The following is a 22,178-nucleotide window of genomic DNA, read 5'->3' on the forward strand; positions in this document are numbered from 1 at the left end:
ATGGCTAATCAACTTACTTTAAATGGGATAAACAACATATTAATATTGATACAGTTCAATTAACTCTGCTTCGAACCGATTTTTGGGCAAATAGTTTGTTTCAAGTGATTTTGCAAAGGGAACCGGTGTTTCCAAACTCCCCACCCTTTTGACGGGAGCATCCAAATATTCAAAACAATTCTCCATGACCATGGCTGCAATATCGCTGGCGATGCCCCCGAATAAAGTATCTTCTTGCAATATGATCAATTTGCCCGTCTTTTTAACCGAATTGTAGATGGATTCCGTATCCAAGGGCTGAAGTGTTCTCAAATCCAAGACATCTACATCAATTTCTGGGTGTTTTTCCAAAACTTCCAAAGCCCAGTGAACACCAGCGCCGTAGGTGACCACGGTCATAGCTTTTCCTTCCTTTAACAGCTTAGCCTTGCCAAAAGGCACTGTGTAATAATCGGTTGGAACATCACCTTTTACACTTCGGTATAGCCCCTTGTGTTCAAAAAAGAGGACGGGATTAGGGTCGTTTATAGCCGTGTTCAATAATCCTTTTGCATCATCCGGGAAGGCCGGGTACACAACTTTTAGACCTGGGGTCTTGGTGAACCACGCCTCATTGGTCTGGGAATGGAAAGGCCCCGCTCCTACACCGCCGCCACAGGGCATACGTATTACTACATCGGCTTTCTCGTTCCAACGGTAATGCACTTTGGCCAAATAATTGACAATTGGATTGAATCCGGAACTCACAAAATCGGCAAATTGCATTTCAACGACGGCCTTCATACCGTTGATGGACAGTCCCATGGCCGTAGAGACTATGGACGATTCGCAAATGGGCGTATTCCGAACCCTGCTCTTGCCAAATTTGGGCACAAAACCTTCGGTGATTTTAAACACTCCGCCATAATCTGCCACATCTTGTCCCATGATGATGAGTTCGTTGTGACGGTACATGGATTGTTCCAAACCTTGGGAGATGGCATCAACAAACCGTATACTTTCTTTGGAGTCTGATTTTGGTTCAATATAATGATAATCAAAATCATGGTATACCTCTTTTAATTCTTTACTTTCAATTGAATCCACTTCGTTCTCATCAAACGCCAACTGTAAATTTGTATTGATTTCCTCAGTGATTTCTTCTTTGAGGTTCTCAATGTAGTCTTGAGTCAATACTCCTTCCGCCACCAAAAAATCTTCATAATTGGAAATAGGGTCTTTTTTGCCCCATTCCTTCATCAATTTTTCTGGAACATACTTGGTTCCACTTGCTTCTTCGTGCCCTCTCATGCGAAAAGTCTTGAACTCGAGCAACACGGGTCTTGGACGCTTGCGTATGGCCCTGCACAATTCATCCACTTTGGTGTACACTTCCAAAATGTTATTGCCATCAATTATTCGGGACTCCATACCGTAGCCTTTGGCTCGGTCCGCCAAATGTTCACATTTATATTGTTCATTGGTCGGTGTGGATAGTCCGTACCCATTGTTTTCAATGCAGAACAGCACAGGTAGGTTCCAAACGGAAGCCACGTTCAGAGCTTCGTGAAAATCTCCTTCGCTCGTTGCTCCTTCACCGGTAAAAACGGTGGTAACCCTTTTTTTCCTGCGCAGCATATCCGCAAGGGCAATACCATCCGCCACCCCCAATTGAGGCCCCAAATGGGAAATCATACCGATTATTTTATATGCTTGGGTCCCAAAATGAAAACTACGGTCCCTTCCCTGCGTAAAACCACTTTGCTTTCCTTGCCATTGGGAGAAAAGACGATTCAATGGAATGTTCCTGGAGGTAAAAACTCCAAGATTTCTATGCATAGGGAGAATGTACTCACTTTCCTTGAGTGCCTGTGTAACGCCGACAGAAATAGCTTCCTGACCAATTCCACTAAACCACTTGGAAATTTTGCCCTGCCGAAGAAGAATCAGCATTTTTTCCTCTATCATCCTTGGCTTCAACATGCCCTTGTACAACTCCAGCAACTTTTCGCGTTCCAAGCTGCCAACATGATACCTCATATCGTAAAAATTCTGTTGGCTAAAAGTAGTAAAAAGCCCTTCAAAACACTTTAAAATTCAAAAACCTTCAGCTTATTTCCTTATTTTTGGTTTTATATCAAAGATGACAATATGAGTGCGATTCCAAGTGTGGACCTGAACGACTTTGTTTCGGGCGATGCAAAAAGAAAAGAAAAATTTGTCAATGAAATAGGTGCCGCCTTTGAAGATATTGGCTTTGTGGCACTGAGCGGACATTTTTTGTCTGATGAATTGGTGGGTGACCTTTATAGTGAGATTAAAAAGTTCTTCAACCTTCCGCAAGAGGTGAAAGATAAATACGAAATTGAAGGTATAGGTGGCCAAAGGGGATATACTTCCTTTGGAAAAGAACATGCCAAAGGAAAAAAGGAAGGCGACCTAAAAGAGTTTTGGCATTTTGGCCAATATGTGGAGGACAATCCAAAATTGCAGGCCGAATACCCGGATAATGTTACCGTTGATGAGCTCCCTGACTTTAATCGCGTTGGAGAAGAAACCTATAAAATGTTGGAGAAAACCGCTAAATATGTGCTACGGGCCCTGGCATTGCATCTAAACCTTGAAGAAACCTATTTTGATGATTATATCAAAAATGGAAATTCCATTTTAAGGCCCATCCACTATCCGCCCATTACCGAAGAGCCAAAAAACGCAGTGAGAGCCGCTGCCCATGGCGATATCAATTTGATTACATTGCTTATGGGGGCCCACGGTAAAGGACTTCAAGTAAAAGACCACCAAGGTAATTGGGTGGACGCCATTGCCCAACCCGATCAATTAATGATCAATGTCGGCGATATGTTGTCCCGCTTGTCCAATAACAAGTTAAAGTCGACCATTCACCAAGTAGTGAACCCGCCAAAAGAGCTATGGGGAACATCTCGCTATTCCATTCCCTTCTTTATGCACCCGGTAAGCGATATGCCATTGAATTGCCTTGAAAACTGTATCGATGAGGACAATCCCAAGGCATTTGAGGATATTACCGCGGGAGAATACCTGCATGAAAGACTTATTGAGCTAGGGCTTGTAAAAAAATAAAGATGGACTTAAAAGACCAACTTAAAAACCTGTTCCCGGACCATGAACCGGAAGATGAGCCTGACAATGAAGGAAAAGAACCGTCTTACTGGTTACAGGACGACCCCATTATATGCAAATACGAAAAGCGAAAAGGCAAACCTGTTACTATAATTGAAGGATACAACGGCGCAGACAGTGACTTCAAAAAACTGGCCAAAGATTTAAAGACACTCTTGGGTGTCGGGGGCAGTTTTAAGAACGAAGCCATCATTATTCAGGGAGATTATCGCGATAAAATCATGGATTTCCTAAAGGAAAATGGATTTTCCGTAAAGCGTGTTGGTGGATAATATAAAATTTAACAAAAAATCGATTCTGTTTTTAATTGATGTTAAAAACTTGATGTTTAAAGCAATGTTTAGTGAAAAAATTTTTGTGTTCCTGCTTTAAACCGTACTTTTATTATTCCTAACCAACGAAAACTGAGCTGAAAATGAAATCACTGTTGCACATAACCAACGGGGACAGTTTCACGTCCAGATTACAATCTTTGCAATTAAAAGGAGACGTAATTACATGGAGAGAAATGCTTTGCGAAGGCAAAACTCTCTCTTCCGTGGGAAGCGAATCTTTTTGGAAAACAAGGTTCGAGTTCCTTAACAAGAACTACAAAGTATCCAAATCTTGGTTCATTGAAAAAACCCTGAAAGAGTATAGGTCCCTTTGTAACCACAAACAGCAGGACCAGATAGTGCTATGGTTTGAATATGACCTATTTTGCCAAATAAATATGCTGGCCGTACTTAGCTGGTTAAAAACCCACAGAAGACATGCCGAAATTTATTTGGTATGTAGTGGCAAAGTTGAAGGCTCCAATAAGCTTTATGGCCTAAACGAGCTCAACGACGAAAAACTTCTTGAGCTTTACGACAATAAAAAAGTCCTTTCACAGGACGATATTGAATACGCGGATTACATCTGGCAGTTATATTGCAGTGACAATCCCATTCGTTTGGAAAACCAGATTGCCAATAACGATTTCCAGTTCGAATATCTTTCGGATGCACTCAAAACCCATTTGAAGCGCTACCCTACCATTAAAAATGGTCTTAACGACTTGGAGAACCATATTTTGGAAGTAGCCAAAGAAGAAAAGCCACAATCCAGAAATGAGCTTATGGGCAAACTATTGACCAATCAAGGTTATTATGGTTTTGGCGATACGCAATATGACCGAATGATTTCGTCCCTAAAACCTTTGTTCAGTTCTTTTGACCCGGTCAAACTGACCAAAAAAGGGTTGCATGTGCTAAAGCAAGAAGCTAACTATTATTCAGAACTACGTGATAGTCAAATGTATCTGGGAGGTTCCTTAAAGTATAACTTTTTATACAATACGGATACCGAACGAATTCTGAAATTGTAATACATGAAAGCCTCTTTGAGCAATTCAGAGCTTATTCTGAATGCTGATGGGAGCATTTACCATCTCAACCTTCTTCCAGAAGATCTTGCCAATAGTATTATAACTGTAGGTGACCCAGAACGTGTTTCCGAAGTTTCCAAACACTTTGATTCTATTGAATTAAAGAAAGGGAAACGCGAATTTGTCACCCATACAGGTACATATGCCCATAAACGAATAACAGTTATCTCAACAGGCATCGGAACGGACAATATCGACATTGTTTTTAATGAATTGGACGCCCTTGCCAACATCGATTTTGTTTCCCGAGAAATTAAATTCAAAAAAAAACAGCTCAGTTTTATACGGATTGGTACATCCGGTTCCATACAACCAGATATTCCCGTTGATTCGTTTTTGATCAGCAGTTCTGGAATAGGTTTTGACAACTTACTCCATTTTTATGAGCATGGGCATATAAAGAACCATGAACTCGAATCCGCCCTTACATCCTATTTGGGTTGGGCAGACCACAATATACATCCCTACTTTGTCGATTTTGACGAATCATTAGCTAAAATTTTTGAATCAAATCGTATACGATACGGTGTAACCGTAACAAATTCAGGTTTTTATGGGCCACAAGGAAGGACATTGAGATTAGCGCCATCCATTCAAGATTTTAACGACAAATTAGCCGGGTTTTCCCATAAAAATACAAGGATAACAAATCTGGAAATGGAAACCGCAGGTATTTATGGTCTTGCCAAACTCCTTGGACATCGAGCGGTTTCGCTCAATGCGATATTGGCGAACAGGGCCACCGGAGAGTTTTCCAAGCAAGGACATAAAACCGTCGAAGAACTCATCAAGTACACTTTAAGCGCTATCGCAAATAGTGACCTGACATAATTTTACGCTACTTTTTTTTGATGGATACCGAACGGAATCATAATTTTAATACCACAAAGCAACAAGTCCCCTATGAAAACGGTAAAAATAATTGGTGTCCCAGAACATTTTAACCTCCCTTGGCATCTGGCCATGGAAGATGGTGCTTTTGAAGACAGGGGCATTCAATTGGAATGGACCGATGTTCCAGAAGGAACCGGTAAAATGACACAAATGCTACAAGATGGAGAAGCGGATATGGGCATTATTCTTACCGAAGGCATTATCAAAAGCATATCGCAGGGAAATTCTAGTAAAATTGTTCAGGGATTCATTTCCTCTCCGTTGCTTTGGGGCATTCATGTGGACGCTAACAGTAGCCGCACATCTATTTCCGACCTTAGGGATGATAAAGTAGCCATTAGCCGAATGGGAAGTGGAAGCCACTTAATGGCCTACGTTAATGCGCAAAACCAAGGGTGGGACACGGAAAAACTGGAATTTGAGATCATCAACAATTTGGATGGCGCCATCGAAAGTCTAACTGGCGGTTCCGGCGCCTATTTTATGTGGGAGCATTTCACTACTAAACCTTTGGTCGACAACGGTACTTTTAAAAGAGTGGGCGACTGCCCTACCCCTTGGCCTTGTTTTGTGATTACTGCTTCAGACTCATTTATTCAGGATAACGAAGGCGTGCTCAAACATGTTTTGGAGGTTATCAACACTTATACATCGGAATTCAAACAAATTCCAAGTATTGACAGAACCCTGTCCAACAGATATGAGCAAAAACTGGAGGACATAAAAGCATGGTTATCCAAAACAACTTGGGGACAGGAACAACTTTCCTCAGCAACCGTGAACGAAGTCCAATCGAGATTGCACGACCTTAACTTAGTCGATGAAGTCAAGTCTATTGAAACCTTTCTTTGGAAATAAACCAAAGTCCGCGAATCAAAAAAATCCAATAATCCAACATTCGAATTCAACCTACCAGTCAATAGCCTCTTTACCCATGCGGTTCAACAAATCATTTGTTTTGCTGAAATGCTGATTGCCAAACCACAGTCCTCTATTGGCACTCAAGGGCGAAGGATGCCCAGAGGTAAGAATATGGTGCTTGGTTTTATCAATCAAAGATGATTTTTTTTTGGCGAATCCGCCCCAAAGCAGAAAAACCACACCTTCCAATTCGTTGGAAACTGTTTGGATCACCGCATCCGTAAATTGCTCCCAACCCTTTTTCTGATGGCTTCCGGCCTGATGTGCCCGAACCGTCAGCGTCGCGTTCAACAAGAGTACGCCTTGGTCGGCCCAACGCTCAAGATTACCGCTTTTAGGGTAAGGCTTTTCAACATCCGTTTTAATTTCTTTAAAAATATTGACCAAGGATGGTGGATGTGGAATCCCATCTTTTACGGAAAAGCACAATCCGTTGGCCTGGTTTGGGCCGTGGTACGGGTCTTGTCCAATAATTACCACTTTGGTTTCTTGAAAAGGGCAATGGTCGAACGCCGAAAAAATATCCGTTCCTTTGGGATAGCAGGTATGTTGTTGATATTCCTGCTTCACAAAAGCGGCTAATTGTTGGAAATAGGGTTTTTCAAATTCGTCAGATAATTGCGTTTTCCAACTGGGTTCAATGTTTACCTCCATATGATGGTTTTGATGGGAATTTCAAGTTTCACCCAAAAGTACATAATGCAGACAGTTTTTACTAGACAGCACATCTGCTAAAAGACTTCAAAATCCTATATTTGCCCTGCTAGTCGAAAAAGATGCGAAACATTCACCCCAAAACACTTCAAGACCTAGAGTTTCCAACCGTATTGACGCAGATTGCTGCACGATGCAATACGGCGCTGGGAAAGGAAAAGGCATTGACCATTCAGCCATACCGCCACAAAGATGAATTGATGGGTGTTTTGGGACAGACTTCGGAGTATCTGGCTTCGTTTTCCAACGATAACCGTATTCCCAATCACGGTTTCGACCACATCAATAGTGAACTCGGACTGCTCAAGATTGACAACAGCACCTTGGAGATTAGCGGTTTTCGAAAAATTGGCGGGATTTGCAAAACGGTTGCCATTCATCATAAATTCTTCAAAAAGTTTAAGGAGTATTATCCCTTACTTTTTATTAAAGTGGATGCTTTGGAGCTACATCCTGAAATTCCCGATGCCATTGATGATGTTATCGATAAGTTTGGGGAAATCAAGGATTCCGCGTCAGATGAACTTCGGTACATCAGGAGTCAAATCAATGAGGTGCGTAGCAAGATAAACCAAAGTTTTAGTGCTGCATTGGGGCGTTATCAATCGTCCGACTTTTTGGATGAAATCCGTGAATCCGTGGTTGAAAACCGCCGGGTTTTGGCCGTTAAGGCCATGCACCGCAAAAAAGTGAAGGGTACCGTGATGGGCACCTCCAAAACAGGGAGTATCGTTTACATTGTGCCGGAAACTACGCTGGCCTACACCAGGGAGTTGAGCAATTTGGAGTTTGATGAGAAAGAAGAGGTACAACGTATCCTGAACAAGTTGACGGACGAAATCCGTCCATACTTGGAAGTGTTGAAATCGTATCAAACGTATTTGGCCGAAACCGATATTACGGCTGCAAAGGCACGTTATGCCAACGATATGAACGGCATATTACCGGAAATCAATGATGAGCGTGAAATGTTTCTCCGCGATGCCTTTCATCCACTACTCTATTTATCCAACAAGCGGAAGAACGAAAAAACGTGGCCACAGACCATAAAACTGTATCGGGAGAATCGAATTATTGTGATTTCGGGACCCAATGCAGGGGGTAAAAGTATCACGTTAAAGACCATTGGACTGCTTCAAGTAATGCTTCAAAGTGGTATGTTGATTCCTGTGCACGAGCGCAGTTCAGTTTGCTTTTTTGATAAGATTTTGACGGACATCGGAGATAATCAATCTATTGAAAATCATTTAAGTACATATAGTTATCGATTAAAGAACATGAACCACTTTCTTAAAAAGTGCAACGACAAAACATTGTTCTTAATTGATGAATTTGGAACGGGAAGCGACCCGGAATTGGGCGGTGCCCTGGCCGAAGCTTTCTTGGAAGTCTTCTACGAGCGTGAAGCTTATGGGGTCATCACAACGCACTATGCCAATTTGAAGGCTTTGGCCAACGAATTGCCGCATGCCACCAACGCCAACATGTTGTTCAATTCCAAAACACTGGAACCCACCTTTCAATTGGTGTTGGGCGAAGCGGGAAGTTCCTTTACGTTTGAGGTCGCCCAAAAGAACGGTATCCCCTACTCCTTAATCAATAAGGCCAAGAAAAAGATTGAACGTGGAAAGGTCCGTTTTGACGCCACCATCGCCAAGCTGCAGAAAGAGCGCAGCAAAATGGAAGAGACCGGTTCCAAACTTAAAGAGGAGGAAAATAAGGCCCGTGAGGAAAATGAACGTTTGGAGCAGCTGAATTCCAAGATCAAATCCAAACTAGAGAGCTACCAAGAGATGTACGACCACAACCAACGTATGATCCAATTGGGCAACAAGGTGAACACCGCTGCGGAAAAATACTTTATGGACAAGAAAAAGCGTCCGTTGATCTCCGAAATGCTGCGTATTGTGGAAACCGAGAACAGTAAGCGCAAAAAGACCACTGCCAAAAAGGCCAAGGCCAAACAGGAAGAAAAGAAACAGGTGGCCGAAGAGCTGGAGCAAAAAATCAAAAAGGTACGGGTCGAGAAGAAAATCCAGAAGAAAAAGGAAATCCAGGCCGAGAAGAACAAACCCAGACCTGTTTTTAAGATTGGTGACCGTGTCCGTTTGATGGATGGTAAGGCCGTGGGCAGCATTGATACGCTGGAAAAGGGCAAAGCGGTGGTCAACTATGGTATGTTTACTACCAACGTGAGCGTGGACCAATTGGAACTGGTGGAAGCAAAAAAGTAATCCGGTTGTCATTTCGAAATGAGGAGGGCACCGACGATTGAGAAATCTCTTTGCCGTCTTCAGATTTCTCACATGCGTTCGAAATGACACGCTGCCATCATTTGTAGTGTTAACAATTCCTCATAAGTCAACCATCCAACCTATTGTTTGTTATGGTTTTTTCGGAGAACTTCGTCAGAAGTCGCTAAAGGTCGATAAAATGATGTTTAGCTAAGCCCTTATAGATGACTAAAAAACAAAATCGAGGTAAATTTACCTTTTTTAATACTTCTTTATTAATATTTTTACTATTTTTGCGGTAAATTTACCGCAGCTAAATGATTGGCAATATATTAGATAGAAGTTTTAAAACTAACAAAGATCTTGAGAAACTACTTAAAGACAAACTTAAGACAACAGGACTAAGTAAAACTCATTTCGAAAGACTTTCCGGGATTCAAAGAAAAAGTTTAGATGGCATATTAAAAAAGTCTTCTAAACAAACAGACATATTAAATCTTTTAAAGTTAGGCGAATTTTTAGAATTAAGCTTAGAGGATTTATTGATTCTTCATTTCAAAGATAGACCAAGAGAAGAAATAAGAGATTTACAAAATTCAATGGATATCACATACATCAACAAAAATTTTGATTTAAAAACACTAGCAAACCTAGGTTTTATAAACATAGATGATTCTGTAGAAGAATTATCAGAAAGAATATGTGGATTTTTTGAACTCGATTCAATTTACGATTATGAAAAAGATTTAAATGATGCTTTATACAGTAGGACAAAAAGGTCTTACAGTGATAAAATGAAAGACTTTTGGATCAAATCTTCTTACAAGTATTTTGAATTAATTGACAATCCTAATGAGTATTCCCGAAAAGATTTAGTTGATTTAATACCAAAAATAAAACCTTACACTCAAAATGTTGAAAAAGGACTATTGACAGTTTTTCAAGCTTTATACAATATTGGAGTTACAGTTGTATTTCAACCATCTTTGCCTAAAACACAAATCCGAGGCGCAACTTTTTATATTAATGACAAACCCTGTATTGTAATTACTGATTTTAATAAAAATTATGCTACTATATGGTTTGCTCTTATTCACGAACTGAACCACGTTCTGTTTGATTTAGATACAATAGTGAATACAAAATTTCATTTATCCGGAGAACCCGATTTATTTCTGCTACAAGAGGATAAAGCAAACGAATTTGCATCAGAATATTTATTGTCTTCTGAGAAAATGAGATATATCGAAAAATTAATAGATAATCCATTAATTGTCAAAAGATTTGCAAAGGAGTGTCAACTACATCCTTGCATTATCTATTCACAATATCAATGGAGACAATCGGAATTAGGCAATAATTATTGGGGATATTTTAAAGAATATTTTCCTGATATCAATTTGGCTACTAAAAATCTAAATGTTTCAAATTGGGGCGCTGAGTCTTTAAGGATTGCTGCAGAAAATATAAGAGAACTTTTAACAGTATAATATGAAAGAAGATAATAAAAACATAGAAAAGAAAAAAAGAGAACTATCACAAGCTGATATTGAAAGGTTAGAAATCATTCAAAAATCAGAAGAAATAAAAGGAGAACAACTAACTCTAAATGTAGATTCTGAATTAAAGATAGAAAATGAAGCTCTAAAATTACTTGGTCAAACCATTGATGACCCAGTAGAGAAATTTCAGCTTTACTATCATGGATTAACAAAACTTCTTAAAGATAATTTACCAAAGGGTAAAGAAAACGAAGAAGTCAGACGCATAGTTTATGATGAAAAAAATATATTAATTAATCGTGGTGCCAAAAAAGATGATAAAGGTATTAGAGGTAGTGACGGAAGAATGGCTTACATAGAAGATTTAGAGTTTGCAATTCAAATAGTGGCAGATTGGATTTCCAGAAAAGGTTCTGCTTCAGAATTATTTATGGCATTTTGGGACAAAAACGAAGAACTAGGATACGATCATCAAGATTAAAAAAATCTATAACAAAGCTGATTGTAAGTAATTGCTTCCACTCGCCTATCTTTGAAAATCCTCGCGGATTTTCAGTTTGTTGTGTACTTATAAAGTTAACCGCTAAACCACGCAACTACTCATATCCAAGACCAACAAACCCTCCTCATTTTACACATATCACAAAATCCCTCCGAGCGTTCAGTTCATTTTTTCCTATCTTGTTTAGCAATTAGAAACTAAACATCGTTAAACAAAAAATGAAAAAAACAACCAATTCCCAAAGCAGAAGAAATTTTGTTAAAAACACTGCGCTGGCGTCCAGTATTTTTATTGTGCCCCGCCATGTGCTGGGCGGTCCGGGCTTTTTGGCCCCCAGCGACCGTTTGAACATCGCTGCCATTGGTGCCGGTGGCAAAGGTGCCAGCGACATTGCCAACGCCTCCGTAAACGGGCGCGAAAATGTAGTGGCCCTTTGTGATGTCGATTTTTCCGGATCGGCCAAGAAATCCGTGGAGCGTTTTCCCAAGGCAAAGCTCTTTAGCGATTATCGCGAAATGCTCGATACCATGAAGGATATCGATGCGGTTACCATCAGTACGCCCGACCACGTTCACGGTCCGGCAGCAGCTTATGCCATGCAGCGCGGCAAGCACGTGTATGTACAAAAACCGATGACGCACAACATTCGAGAGGCACGTATGCTTACTCAAATGGCCCGTGATAAAAAAATAGTGACCCAAATGGGGAACCAAGGAGCGTCCAACCCGTTATTGGGCATGGTGCAAAAATGGGTAGATTCCGGAGCACTGGGCAGAATCACAAAGGTTGAAATTTGGACTAACCGTCCAGTTTGGCCACAAGGAAACGCCATGCCAGAACCCGATGCTTCCAGCAAACCCAACGATTTGAACTGGGACCTATGGTTGGGCCCAGCACCCATGAAACCGTATACACCGAACCTGCATCCGTTCAACTGGAGAGGTTGGTGGGATTATGGAACCGGAGCTTTGGGAGATGTAGGATGCCACTTGATCGACATTCCTTACCGAACCCTAAAACTTAAATATCCGACTGCAGCAGAATGTAGTGTAGGAACCGTGTTCTCCCAAATGTGGAACCCTGATTACCATCCGGAAGGTTGTCCACCATCATCCTTTATTACACTGAACTACGAAGCTACCGACAAAACCGGAGGAGCTCCGTTGACCATGACTTGGAGCGATGGCGGAATCCGACCTTCGCACCCAGAGATCATACCTGCGGATAGCGATATTGGTGGGCCAGGAAGTCAAAACGGTGTGTTGATCCATGGAGAGCATGGGGTAATTTCCACGAACATCAACGATAGTTCGCCATTGACTCCAAAATTATACATGAACAATGGCGTTACCGAATTTGGACCAGAGGTAGAGGAAATGCCAGAACCTGAATACGGTCACCAACGCAAATGGGTAGATGCCTGTAAAGCCGGTTTCGGAAGTACAGAACACCTAGACCTAACGTCTTCATTCGACTATGCCGGACCTATGACGGAAACCGTTCTTATGGGTAACTTGGCGATACGCAGTTATATGTTGCGCAAGGAAAATGCCGAGGGCAATATGGAATTTTATGGCCGTAAAAAGTTGCTTTGGGACGGCGACAACATGGAAATCACCAATTTTGATGATGCCAACCAGTTTGTTACCCGTACTTATCGTGAGGGCTGGGAAATGCAGGATGTTTAAAATATACATCCCATTAGAAATCAAAAGACCGCTTATCGCGGTCTTTTTTTATACTCTTTTAAGCAAACATCGTAATCAATTGCCAAAAAACCTGTGCAACTGGGTGTTCAACCTAACCCTTTTCCATGTACAGCATTGATTTTTCTATTGATTACACCTTCTTCCTAAACTTGGCCTTGTAGCCATATCTGGAATGGTGGCTACTTTGGGAAAAGTGTGAAACATCACAAGGAAATGGCCCCTAAAAGCCTGTTGATGGAAAATTATTGAAATGGATAGCGATGATTTGCCATGTTTGCTTGGCTGTTTGGATTGTATTGAAGTTTACAGCTTCGTAACGATAAATGTTAGTGGTTTCTATATCGTGAAGACTTTTCTAAACCATTTTTCATTACAGAATAACCAAAACAATATCATGGTCATTTCGATATGAGGAACGAAGTGAGGATTGAGAAATCAAGAAAACAGATGTCTCGACTGCGCTCGACATGACAGCGCTACAATAATTCGTGAGAGTTCGGGAAATTCGTGTCAAACTGTAAAAAAACGATTGTATATCACCTCCACCGCAACCAAACTCACTTTAGTGTTCAAAACTTGTCTGAGTCCCACCGTAACTTTTGCTTTTCAAGGATATTTCAACGAAATTGGACGCCAATTAAAAACTCAACTCCTTGAAAACAACCAACCTTATTCTTTCTTTTTTGTTCGTGCTCTTGCTGAGCTGCAAAACCGATAAAAAAGAAGGTGCCACAGAATCCCCGACCACAACTCAAAATTTCACCTCTAACGATTATCAAGATCTTGTGGCCTTGTTCAAGGAATGGAGAACATTCGAAAATCCTCCGCTTTTGGATGGAGCTCCCGATTATACCGCCGAAACCTTTGAGAAACGCTGGCCAACATTCAAAGAATTACAATTCAAACTACAGGCCATCGACACCACCAATTGGTCCGTGGAAAACCAAGTGGATTGGATGATTGTTTGGGCCGAAATGAACGGCTACGATTTCAACCAGCGCGTTTTACAACCCTGGGTCCGTGATCCTGCCTTTTACAAAGTGGTCTGGACAGCTAAAAGCGATGTGCCCGCCCACGAAGGACCTACCAACCACGGCACCACGGAGCTTTGGACCTATACTTTTCCTTTATCCACAGAGGAACGTACCAAGCTTCTGTCCGACTTAAAAGTCATTGTCCCGTTCTACACGCAAGCCAAGCAAAACTTGACAGGGAACGCTCGTGAATTATGGATCACAGGTATTCGAGATATCAAAAACCAGAGCGAAGTGCTTACCGAGTTAAAAGAAAACGATGCCGTTACCAACGATGCCGAATTGGTCAAAGTTATTGATGAAGCCATAACCGCCACCGACGACCTTGTTAGTTGGTTGGAGACCGAATCCGAATCAAAAACCGGCCCTTCGGGCATTGGCAAGGATAATTACACTTGGTATATTCAAAATGTACACCTGGTGCCGTTGACATGGGAAGATGAGGTAATGATCCTAAAAAGGGAACTTGCCCGTGCATGGACCGCTTTAAAATTGGTGGAGCACAACAACCGAAACCTTCCGGAACTGGTGGATGCCGACTCCCCGGAAGCCTATGATAAAATGGCAGATGCATCCGCCAAAAGTTTGATAAACTTTTTGGAGCAACAAGACATCGTTACCGTAAAACCGTATTTTGATTCCGCCCTACGCGAGCATTTAGGTGAGTTTATCCCCAAGGAAAAACGTAATTTCTTCTCCATTGGCGAGCATTATGATGCCAGACCCCTCTACTCCCATTTTTACCATTGGTTCGAGTTGGCCCGCATGGATTTGGAACCCCACAAAAGTGAAATACGAAAAGGCCCGTTGTTGCACAATATTTGGGATTCCAGAAACGAGGGAACTGCCACGGCCGTGGAAGAAATGTTTATGCAGGCCGGACTGTACAACGATAGCCCACGGACCAAAGAAATCGTATACATTATGATCGCGCAACGTGCGGCTAGAGGCTTGGGCTCGTTATACGCCCACGCCAATGAAATGACCATGGAAGAAGCCGGAGGCATCCACAGCGAATACACCCCGCGTGGATGGATGAAGACCGAAAAGGAACTGCTCATTTTTGAGCAACACCTCTATTTGCGTCAACCCGGGTATGGATCTAGCTATATTACCGGTAAATATTTATTGGAAGCCGCCTTGGCCGATTATGCCCGACTACAGGAACTGGAGGGCAAACCCTTTACCCCAAAGGACTTTTTTGATACGTTGAACAGTATGGGCAACATCCCTATTTCGTTGGGACATTGGCAAATGACGGGCTCCAAGGAGCATTTAAAGACCATTACCGAATAAACGCAGTATAAAACAAAAGGAACGAGGGCTATAACATGGTCCTCCCCCCTATTACCTTTATTAAAACAGAATACCATAATAAATCATGGCAGGGAACGCTATACCTTACTATGCACTAATACAATACATTAAAAATTATATCTTTAGAAAAACTAACCTCTAATGATCAAATTCTTCCGAAGAATCCGTCAGCGATTGCTTTCCGAAAATAAGTTCAGCCAGTACCTACTCTATGCCATTGGCGAGATCATACTAGTGGTTATCGGGATACTAATCGCCCTACAGTTCAATAATTGGAACGAAAACCAAAAAAACAATACCATACGCAGGAGCTATTCCCTTTCCTTGATCAGTGACCTACAAAAGGACAACATAGCCCTAAACAGTCTTATTTCTCAACTACAGACCGATAGCTTAAACTTTGTGGACATTGAAAATAAAATTAAAGCCTCCAACTCCAATCTAGATACCATTGCAGAAGTTTTCAGGTATCAATTCCCGGCCTTTATTCGGTCCGACTACAGTTTTAACAATACCACTTTAATTAATTTGATCGGCGACAATACCGTTAGCTATCCGCCGGAAATTCGGCAATCCATGGCGGAGGTGATCAAATATCAGAACGATTTTGACAAGACCAACACCAATCTGATATATGAGTATTTCAGCATATTGAACGAGAACTCCCAATACCCGATGGAAAATTATTTTTTTGATAGCGGAAAGGCGGTCCGGGATAAAATTTGGGAAAATGCCGACCCACTTCAGCTTGCTGCCGACTTTGAACGCGTAGCAGATTGGAAAATGGCCTATACCATGGTGATATTGCAGTTTGCCCGGGGCATCCTAAAATCCAACACTACTTTAAAAAGCGATTTGGAGCAATTGGAAGATTTAAAGTAAAGTGCGTTGGTTTAAGCACTCCAATTATACATTTTATCCCGAAACAGAATAATGGGGCTGGTTGATAACTTTTTTACAACTAGCTAGATTAACTTGTTGATTTTGAGGTGAATTTCGGTGAAATTAGAAATCTGATAGATTTTACATCAAAAAAATGAGCTAGCAATAATTTAAGAACATGACCAAATATCAAACTCTCATAAATATTCTCGACACAATAATTGATGACGCACCACCATCAATGAATAAAAAATATCCAAATACAACTGATATTGAAAAAAAGAATCAAGCAAGAGCAAGAGCTTTTATTCATCTCTATTTGAAAGTTAATTTTGGTTTATTAAACTTTAGTGAAAGAGAACATTTTATTACCGATGGTCCATATGACGGTGGTATAGATGGTTATTATATCCACAATGACTCAAAAACTATTTATTTCATTCAATCCAAATTTAGAACTAATGACTTAAACTTTGAAAGCAAACAAATTGACTTGTCTGAAATTTTAGTAATGGATGTTAATAGAATATTAGATGGTGAAAAGAATGATGAGGATAGTAATGAGTATAATGGAAAAATAAAGCAACTACAAAGAGAAATTTCTTCTATAGAGGATATCGCTAGATATTCGTACAAGGTTATAATTTTAGCAAATTTAAAAGACGTCAAAGCCAGTGACTTAAGAAAACTTACAGGAGGTTTTTCGTGCTCAGTTTTTGATTTTTCAAAATGTTATGAAAATTTAGTTTTTCCAGTAATAACAGGAACGTATTACAAGGCATCTGATTTAAGTATTAATATAGACTTAAGTAATAAAAATGCAGGAAGTAAAATTAGTTATACGGTTTTAACAGGTAAAGGAGAATGCGAAATCACTGTTCTATTTGTTCCTACAATAGAGCTTGCAAGAATTATGTATAAATACAAAAACTCGATTTTAAAGTATAACCCAAGAAGTTATCTAGGTCATGAAGGCAAAAAAGTAAATGACGCCATTAAAGAAACTATAATTGAGAAAACAACCAATGAATTTGCACTATATAATAATGGGATTACCATGTTGTCTGACGAAACATACATCAATGAAAGAATAGGTCAGAAAAACAAAGCTCAATTAATAGTTAAAAACCCTCAAATAATTAATGGAGGACAAACTTCATATACCTTAAGTAGAATTTACGAAGAGAATATAGATAATGATATTGAAAGTGTGTTTCAAAGTAAAGAGGTTTTGGTGAAAATTATCACACTGCTAGAGAATAGTAATCACAACAACAAGGTTGAACTCATCAATAACATTTCTAACGCTACCAACCAACAAACACCAGTTATTAACGCCGATAAAATATCTAATGATGAACTGCAAATAAAAATCCAAAAATGTCTTTTTGATAAATACGGTTTACTCTATGAACGTAAAAGAGGTGAATTTGCTGATGGCATCTATAATAACTATATACCTGCAAAAAGTATATTAGAGAGAAATCTATTTTTCAGAATGTTTTATTGTTCTAATGGAAGGGTTACAAAAGCTAGACAAAAAAAATTGTTCATAAGACAAGACTTAACATTTGAAGATTTAACAGCTGACGAAAACTTACTAGACAATACTTATTTTGCTTTTTTATGCTTTAAAAAAATCATTAAGCTTACACATCAGAACCAACGAGTTGATTTAAATACTTATGCAAAGGTTAGAGCAATGACAATTCTATTTAAACCTACAAAAATTGAAAATTATGAGGACAACATTGAAAATAACTATAATAAACTAAATGAAAAATGGAATAGTTACCTAGAAGATTGGAAAAAATCAAATTACAATACAAAAACTAGAAAAGACAAAAAAACAGGTGAAATAAGAACCTACCAAAGTTATAACTTTTCAAAATGGTTTGATAGTGAGAAATTTGAAGAAGATTTAAAAGAATATTATAAAATAACAAACTAATAGAAACAATGCCAATAATCCATTGTTCCTCCCTCCCCTAAACTAAATTCCTTATTTTTAAGAAACTAAACAGCTATAGCAGAGACCATTATCATATAATTTCAATGAAAATATATTCTCTTATCATCATGGCAGCCCTTTTGGTTGGTTGTCAGCCAGAAAAGGAAAAAATTATTATTCCCGAGGGAAAAGTAGGACTGATTGGTTATGGGTCGCTCACATCCTCAAAACAAATGGAACAACAGCTTGGTAAAAAATATGACGGTCCAGTACAGATTGTCCATTTGACCGGTTATCAAAGGAACTGGAATATGGTATTTCCCAATAACCTGCCCCACCCACCCGTAGATCATATCATAATGTGTATTCAGGACCAGGATACCATAATACCCCAGTCCATTGTAAATCCTAATTTGGAAGCAAAGGAAGGCGCCTTTATGAACGCCTGTTTTTTCATAATTGACGAACAGGACCTATCCATAATAGACCGAACGGAAAAAGGCTATGAGCGTATCGAGGTAACCCAATCCATTAGAGAATTCGAAGTGGCCCAAGGAAAGGTATATGCCTACCAAGCACTTCCAAACTATACTATTATCCCCGTTAGCAACAACCCCTACAAAAATGTGATTCCAGATGTATACTTGGAATTTTTAAATGCAGCTTTTAAGGAAAAAGGCGAAGCTTATAAAAAGGAATTTGAGCAAACCACTGTTGGCTTTGACGAGTCCTTGATATTGGAATGTTCTATAGAAAATGATTCATTGTGAGAACTTGGACCATGATCTATTTCTTCTCACAAACCCGTAACCTAAATCCCTACATTTAAATGAAGATTGAGCATATCGCCATATGGACTTCGGATTTGGAAAAAATGAAAGAGTTTTATCTGCGTTTTTTCGAACTGGAATCCAATGAAAAATATTACAATCCAAAGAAAAAATTCAGTTCCTATTTCCTCTTCTTTAAAAAAGGAGCGCGCATCGAATTAATGCACAGACCCGATATTTCAGAATTCATGGCCAATAGAGATGTCAAACTTGGCCTCACCCATTTTGCCATATCCGTTGGTTCAAAAGAAAAAGTAGATGCTATTACCGAAACCATCCGCAAAAATGGATTCACGGTCATCGGGGAACCTAGAACCACCGGAGATGGCTATTATGAAAGTGTTATTGGCGACCCCGAAGGAAATTGGATTGAAATAACGGAGTAAACTTCCGCTAGAGAAATCTAGATTTCTCACACTCGTAGAACTCGGTTCGAAATGACACTATTCTTCATTCGTGTTTATTTGTTTAATTAGTGTCAGCCCATTAGACTTAGATAGCAAAGCTGCGTATCTTTATAGAAAAGAAATTGGATTCCTGCCCGCGCAGGAATAATAGGGATATGGAAAATAAAAAAATAATCTTGTTCGATGGTGTTTGCAACTTATGCAACAACTCCGTCCAGTTTGTGATCAAACGGGACAAAAAAGATATATTTCGCTATGCCGCATTGCAAAGTGAAATCGGTCAGGAATTGGTGAACCAACGCCATATCGATGCCAGCAAGGTGGATTCCATTATCTTAATAGAGCCAGGAGTGGCCTACTACACCAAATCGGATGCCGCTTTGGAGATAGCTCAGGATTTAGGAGGCTTATGGAAATTGTCCGCAATTTTCACTTGGATACCCACTTCCATCAGAAACAGCATTTACGATTTTGTTGCCAAAAACCGCTACAAATGGTTCGGAAAGCAGGATGCCTGTATGATTCCCACACCCGAATTGAAGGCCAAGTTTTTGGACTGACTCATCCAAACATTACTTTCCCTAAGTCAATCTGCCCATTCACACCATTGTTGGTTTTAATTGGAAGATGTGAATCATAGGTTTGGGTAAACAATTAATATCCAACCCTTATGAAAAATACAGTCATCCTATTTTTGTTGGCACCCTTGTTTTTATTTGCCAACACACCGAAAACTCCTTCCAAGATCAAGGAAGTAACTGTTTACCTGAATGGAGCCCAGATTACCCGAACGGCCTCTTGTCTGCTCCAAGAAGGTTCTAACGAAGTAATATTTACTGGACTGTCCCACAAAATTGATGAAAGTAGCATTCAAATCTCAGGTTTGGGTTCCGTTTCCATTTTATCCATTGCCTACGATATCAATTATCTTGAAAAATCTGAAAGCAATCCAAAAATCAAAGAATGGAAAAACCGAATTGAGGCACTGGAGCAAGAAATCTCGTTGTTAAAGAACACCATTGCCGGTCTGGAAGAGGAAGAAAAGGTAATTACCTCCAATCGAATCGTTAACGGTGACAGCCAAGTATTGGATTTGGAGCGTATGAAACAAATTGGTGCCTACTACCGGGAAAGGATTACAGAAATCAAAAACGAAATATTCAAAACCAACCTGAATATCAATACATACAATCTTGAAATCAATGATTTGCGACAACAATTGGCCGAAGCCAATAACGGCAGTCAAACTCCTCAAGGAGAAATCACCATAACCTTTGATACGCCTATTACCACAACTTTGAACGCTACGCTATCCTACTTAGTACAAGATGCTGGATGGGTGCCCAATTACGACATTAAATCCTCTGGTACAAACGCTCCTATCTCTCTGGCATATAAAGGCAATGTATATCAGAATACAGGTCAGGACTGGAAGAACGTCAAAATTTCCCTCTCTACGGGAAACCCTCAATATAACATCAGCAAACCTACTGTTGACGCACATTATTTGAACTTTGTAAGTGCTTATAACAAAAGAAAGGTTGCAACTACGGGTAAAAAGGGATATGCATTTAACCCCTACGTTAAAAAAGTTACAGGAACCATAACAGACGAATCCGGTGCTCCCCTACCAGGGGTCAATATTGTAGTCCAGGGGACAACTATGGGAACTACTTCTGATTTTGATGGAAATTATACGTTGGAAGTGCCTTCTGGGAAAGAATTGACCTATTCCTACATTGGGATGCACATGCAAGAATTGCCCATTTACTCCTCCATTATGAACGTGCGTATGGAAGAAGATGCACAAAGATTGGAAGAAGTGGTTGTAACCGGATATGGCACGGCAGCAGTTGGTTCGGTTTCCCCTGAAAGAACCTTAAATGGTCGTGTAGCTGGCGTTTCCATCAGAGGTGCGTCATCCATTGACAGTACACCAGAACGCTTATACATTATTGATGGAGTTCCTATTGATAATTTTACCGAAGGTGATTTGGACGAGAACGAAATCCAGGACATTGAAGTCTTAAAAGACACTAATGCCACCTCCATTTATGGAAACCGGAGTGCCAATGGCGTTGTTGTGATAACCACCAAGAAAAGTCAAATGCAGGAGGGAGCAACCAAAACAGAATTCGCCATAAAAAAGCCGTACACTATTTTGGCAAATGGGGATATAACCGCCATTGAGGTGAATACATTTAAAATGCCGGCCACTTATGAATACTTTGCCGCTCCCGTTCTAAATGACAATGTTTATCTAACCGCAAGTTTCAAGGATTGGGAACAACATCAACTTTTACCGGGAGAAGCCAACATCTACTTTGAGGGAACCTATGCCGGTAAAACGGTTATAGACCCATATACCACGAAAAAAGAAATGATTCTATCCTTGGGCATTGAGCACAATATTTCCGTAACAAGGCAACAGGATCGAAATTTTAAAAGTAAACCGTTTGTTGGCAGCAACCGAATAGTAGATCGTACATATGTTTTGGAAGTTAAAAACAATAAAAACATCCCCATTAATCTGAAGCTGATGGACCGCATACCAAAATCCCAAAACAAGGAAATTAAAGTGGATGATGTAAGTCTCAACAATGCCGAATACGACGAAAGCAAAGGCTTGTTAACGTGGAACATGACACTCGGGCCAAAATCCGTCCAGAAAGAAAACTTCTCTTTTCAAGTGAAATTCCCAAAAGGAAGATATATCTCGCTCTAAAACAAAA

General features: G+C 40.1%; 18 protein-coding genes. 16 read left to right on the top strand and 2 right to left on the bottom strand.

The annotated features are described in order from the left end of the window. Positions 1–39: 39 nt before the first annotated feature. Positions 40–2,019, bottom strand: coding sequence for an alpha-ketoacid dehydrogenase subunit alpha/beta (locus GUA46_RS08005; RefSeq protein ID WP_176620048.1), 1,980 nt, complete (start codon positions 2,017–2,019; stop codon positions 40–42). Between the two features lie 111 nt (positions 2,020–2,130). Here GUA46_RS08005 and GUA46_RS08010 point away from each other — a divergent pair, with 111 nt between their 5' ends. From GUA46_RS08010 to GUA46_RS08030, 5 genes are all read left to right on the top strand, one after another. Next, complete coding sequence (locus tag GUA46_RS08010; RefSeq protein WP_108247316.1) at positions 2,131–3,081, top strand: isopenicillin N synthase family dioxygenase; 951 nt, start codon at positions 2,131–2,133, stop codon at positions 3,079–3,081. 2 nt (positions 3,082–3,083) lie between these two features. Further along, positions 3,084–3,413 (top strand): translation initiation factor, encoded by a 330-nt coding sequence (locus GUA46_RS08015; RefSeq protein WP_108247315.1) that lies wholly within the window; start codon positions 3,084–3,086, stop codon positions 3,411–3,413. A gap of 143 nt (positions 3,414–3,556) precedes the next feature. Further along, a complete protein-coding gene (locus GUA46_RS08020) occupies positions 3,557–4,489 on the top strand; it encodes a DUF1835 domain-containing protein (RefSeq protein ID WP_108247314.1) in 933 nt (310 codons plus the stop codon). 3 nt (positions 4,490–4,492) lie between these two features. After that, positions 4,493–5,380, top strand: a complete 888-nt coding sequence (locus GUA46_RS08025) for a nucleoside phosphorylase (protein ID WP_176620049.1) — start codon at positions 4,493–4,495, stop codon at positions 5,378–5,380. 72 nt (positions 5,381–5,452) lie between these two features. After that, positions 5,453–6,301 (top strand): substrate-binding domain-containing protein, encoded by an 849-nt coding sequence (locus GUA46_RS08030; protein WP_176620050.1) that lies wholly within the window; start codon positions 5,453–5,455, stop codon positions 6,299–6,301. 51 nt (positions 6,302–6,352) lie between these two features. Here GUA46_RS08030 and GUA46_RS08035 read toward each other — a convergent pair whose 3' ends face one another. Next, positions 6,353–7,018: a uracil-DNA glycosylase gene (locus GUA46_RS08035; RefSeq protein ID WP_108247311.1), complete on the bottom strand. Its 666-nt coding sequence runs from the start codon at positions 7,016–7,018 to the stop codon at positions 6,353–6,355. Positions 7,019–7,140: 122 nt separating this feature from the next. Here GUA46_RS08035 and GUA46_RS08040 point away from each other — a divergent pair, with 122 nt between their 5' ends. From GUA46_RS08040 to GUA46_RS08090, 11 genes are all read left to right on the top strand, one after another. Continuing rightward, positions 7,141–9,312, top strand: coding sequence for an endonuclease MutS2 (locus GUA46_RS08040; protein WP_176620051.1), 2,172 nt, complete (start codon positions 7,141–7,143; stop codon positions 9,310–9,312). A 317-nt stretch (positions 9,313–9,629) separates the two neighbouring features. Continuing rightward, the gene (locus GUA46_RS08045) at positions 9,630–10,802 is read left to right on the top strand and encodes an ImmA/IrrE family metallo-endopeptidase (RefSeq protein ID WP_176620052.1); all 1,173 of its coding nucleotides are present in this window, start codon (positions 9,630–9,632) and stop codon (positions 10,800–10,802) included. A gap of 1 nt (position 10,803) precedes the next feature. Further along, on the top strand, positions 10,804–11,295 hold the full coding sequence (locus tag GUA46_RS08050) for a hypothetical protein (protein WP_176620053.1): 492 nt from the start codon (positions 10,804–10,806) through the stop codon (positions 11,293–11,295). A gap of 239 nt (positions 11,296–11,534) precedes the next feature. Beyond that, positions 11,535–13,004 carry a Gfo/Idh/MocA family protein gene (locus GUA46_RS08055; protein ID WP_176620054.1) on the top strand — a complete coding sequence of 490 codons (1,470 nt, stop codon included), beginning with the start codon at positions 11,535–11,537 and terminating at the stop codon, positions 13,002–13,004. Positions 13,005–13,678: 674 nt separating this feature from the next. Then, entirely contained in the window at positions 13,679–15,355 is a 1,677-nt protein-coding gene (locus tag GUA46_RS08060) for a hypothetical protein (protein ID WP_176620055.1), read from the top strand. Between the two features lie 162 nt (positions 15,356–15,517). Further along, entirely contained in the window at positions 15,518–16,258 is a 741-nt protein-coding gene (locus tag GUA46_RS08065; protein ID WP_176620056.1) for a DUF6090 family protein, read from the top strand. A 178-nt stretch (positions 16,259–16,436) separates the two neighbouring features. Then, positions 16,437–18,209, top strand: coding sequence for an AIPR family protein (locus GUA46_RS08070; RefSeq protein WP_176620057.1), 1,773 nt, complete (start codon positions 16,437–16,439; stop codon positions 18,207–18,209). A 104-nt stretch (positions 18,210–18,313) separates the two neighbouring features. After that, positions 18,314–18,979 (top strand): hypothetical protein, encoded by a 666-nt coding sequence (locus GUA46_RS08075; protein WP_176620058.1) that lies wholly within the window; start codon positions 18,314–18,316, stop codon positions 18,977–18,979. Between the two features lie 59 nt (positions 18,980–19,038). Continuing rightward, complete coding sequence (locus GUA46_RS08080; RefSeq protein WP_176620059.1) at positions 19,039–19,425, top strand: VOC family protein; 387 nt, start codon at positions 19,039–19,041, stop codon at positions 19,423–19,425. Between the two features lie 176 nt (positions 19,426–19,601). Further along, the gene (locus tag GUA46_RS08085) at positions 19,602–20,006 is read left to right on the top strand and encodes a thiol-disulfide oxidoreductase DCC family protein (RefSeq protein WP_176620060.1); all 405 of its coding nucleotides are present in this window, start codon (positions 19,602–19,604) and stop codon (positions 20,004–20,006) included. Positions 20,007–20,116: 110 nt separating this feature from the next. Next, the gene (locus GUA46_RS08090) at positions 20,117–22,171 is read left to right on the top strand and encodes a DUF4139 domain-containing protein (RefSeq protein ID WP_176620061.1); all 2,055 of its coding nucleotides are present in this window, start codon (positions 20,117–20,119) and stop codon (positions 22,169–22,171) included. Positions 22,172–22,178 lie beyond the last annotated feature (7 nt).

Origin of the sequence: Flagellimonas chongwuensis (genome assembly GCF_013376415.1) — a bacterium.
GTDB lineage: Bacteria > Bacteroidota > Bacteroidia > Flavobacteriales > Flavobacteriaceae > Flagellimonas > Flagellimonas chongwuensis.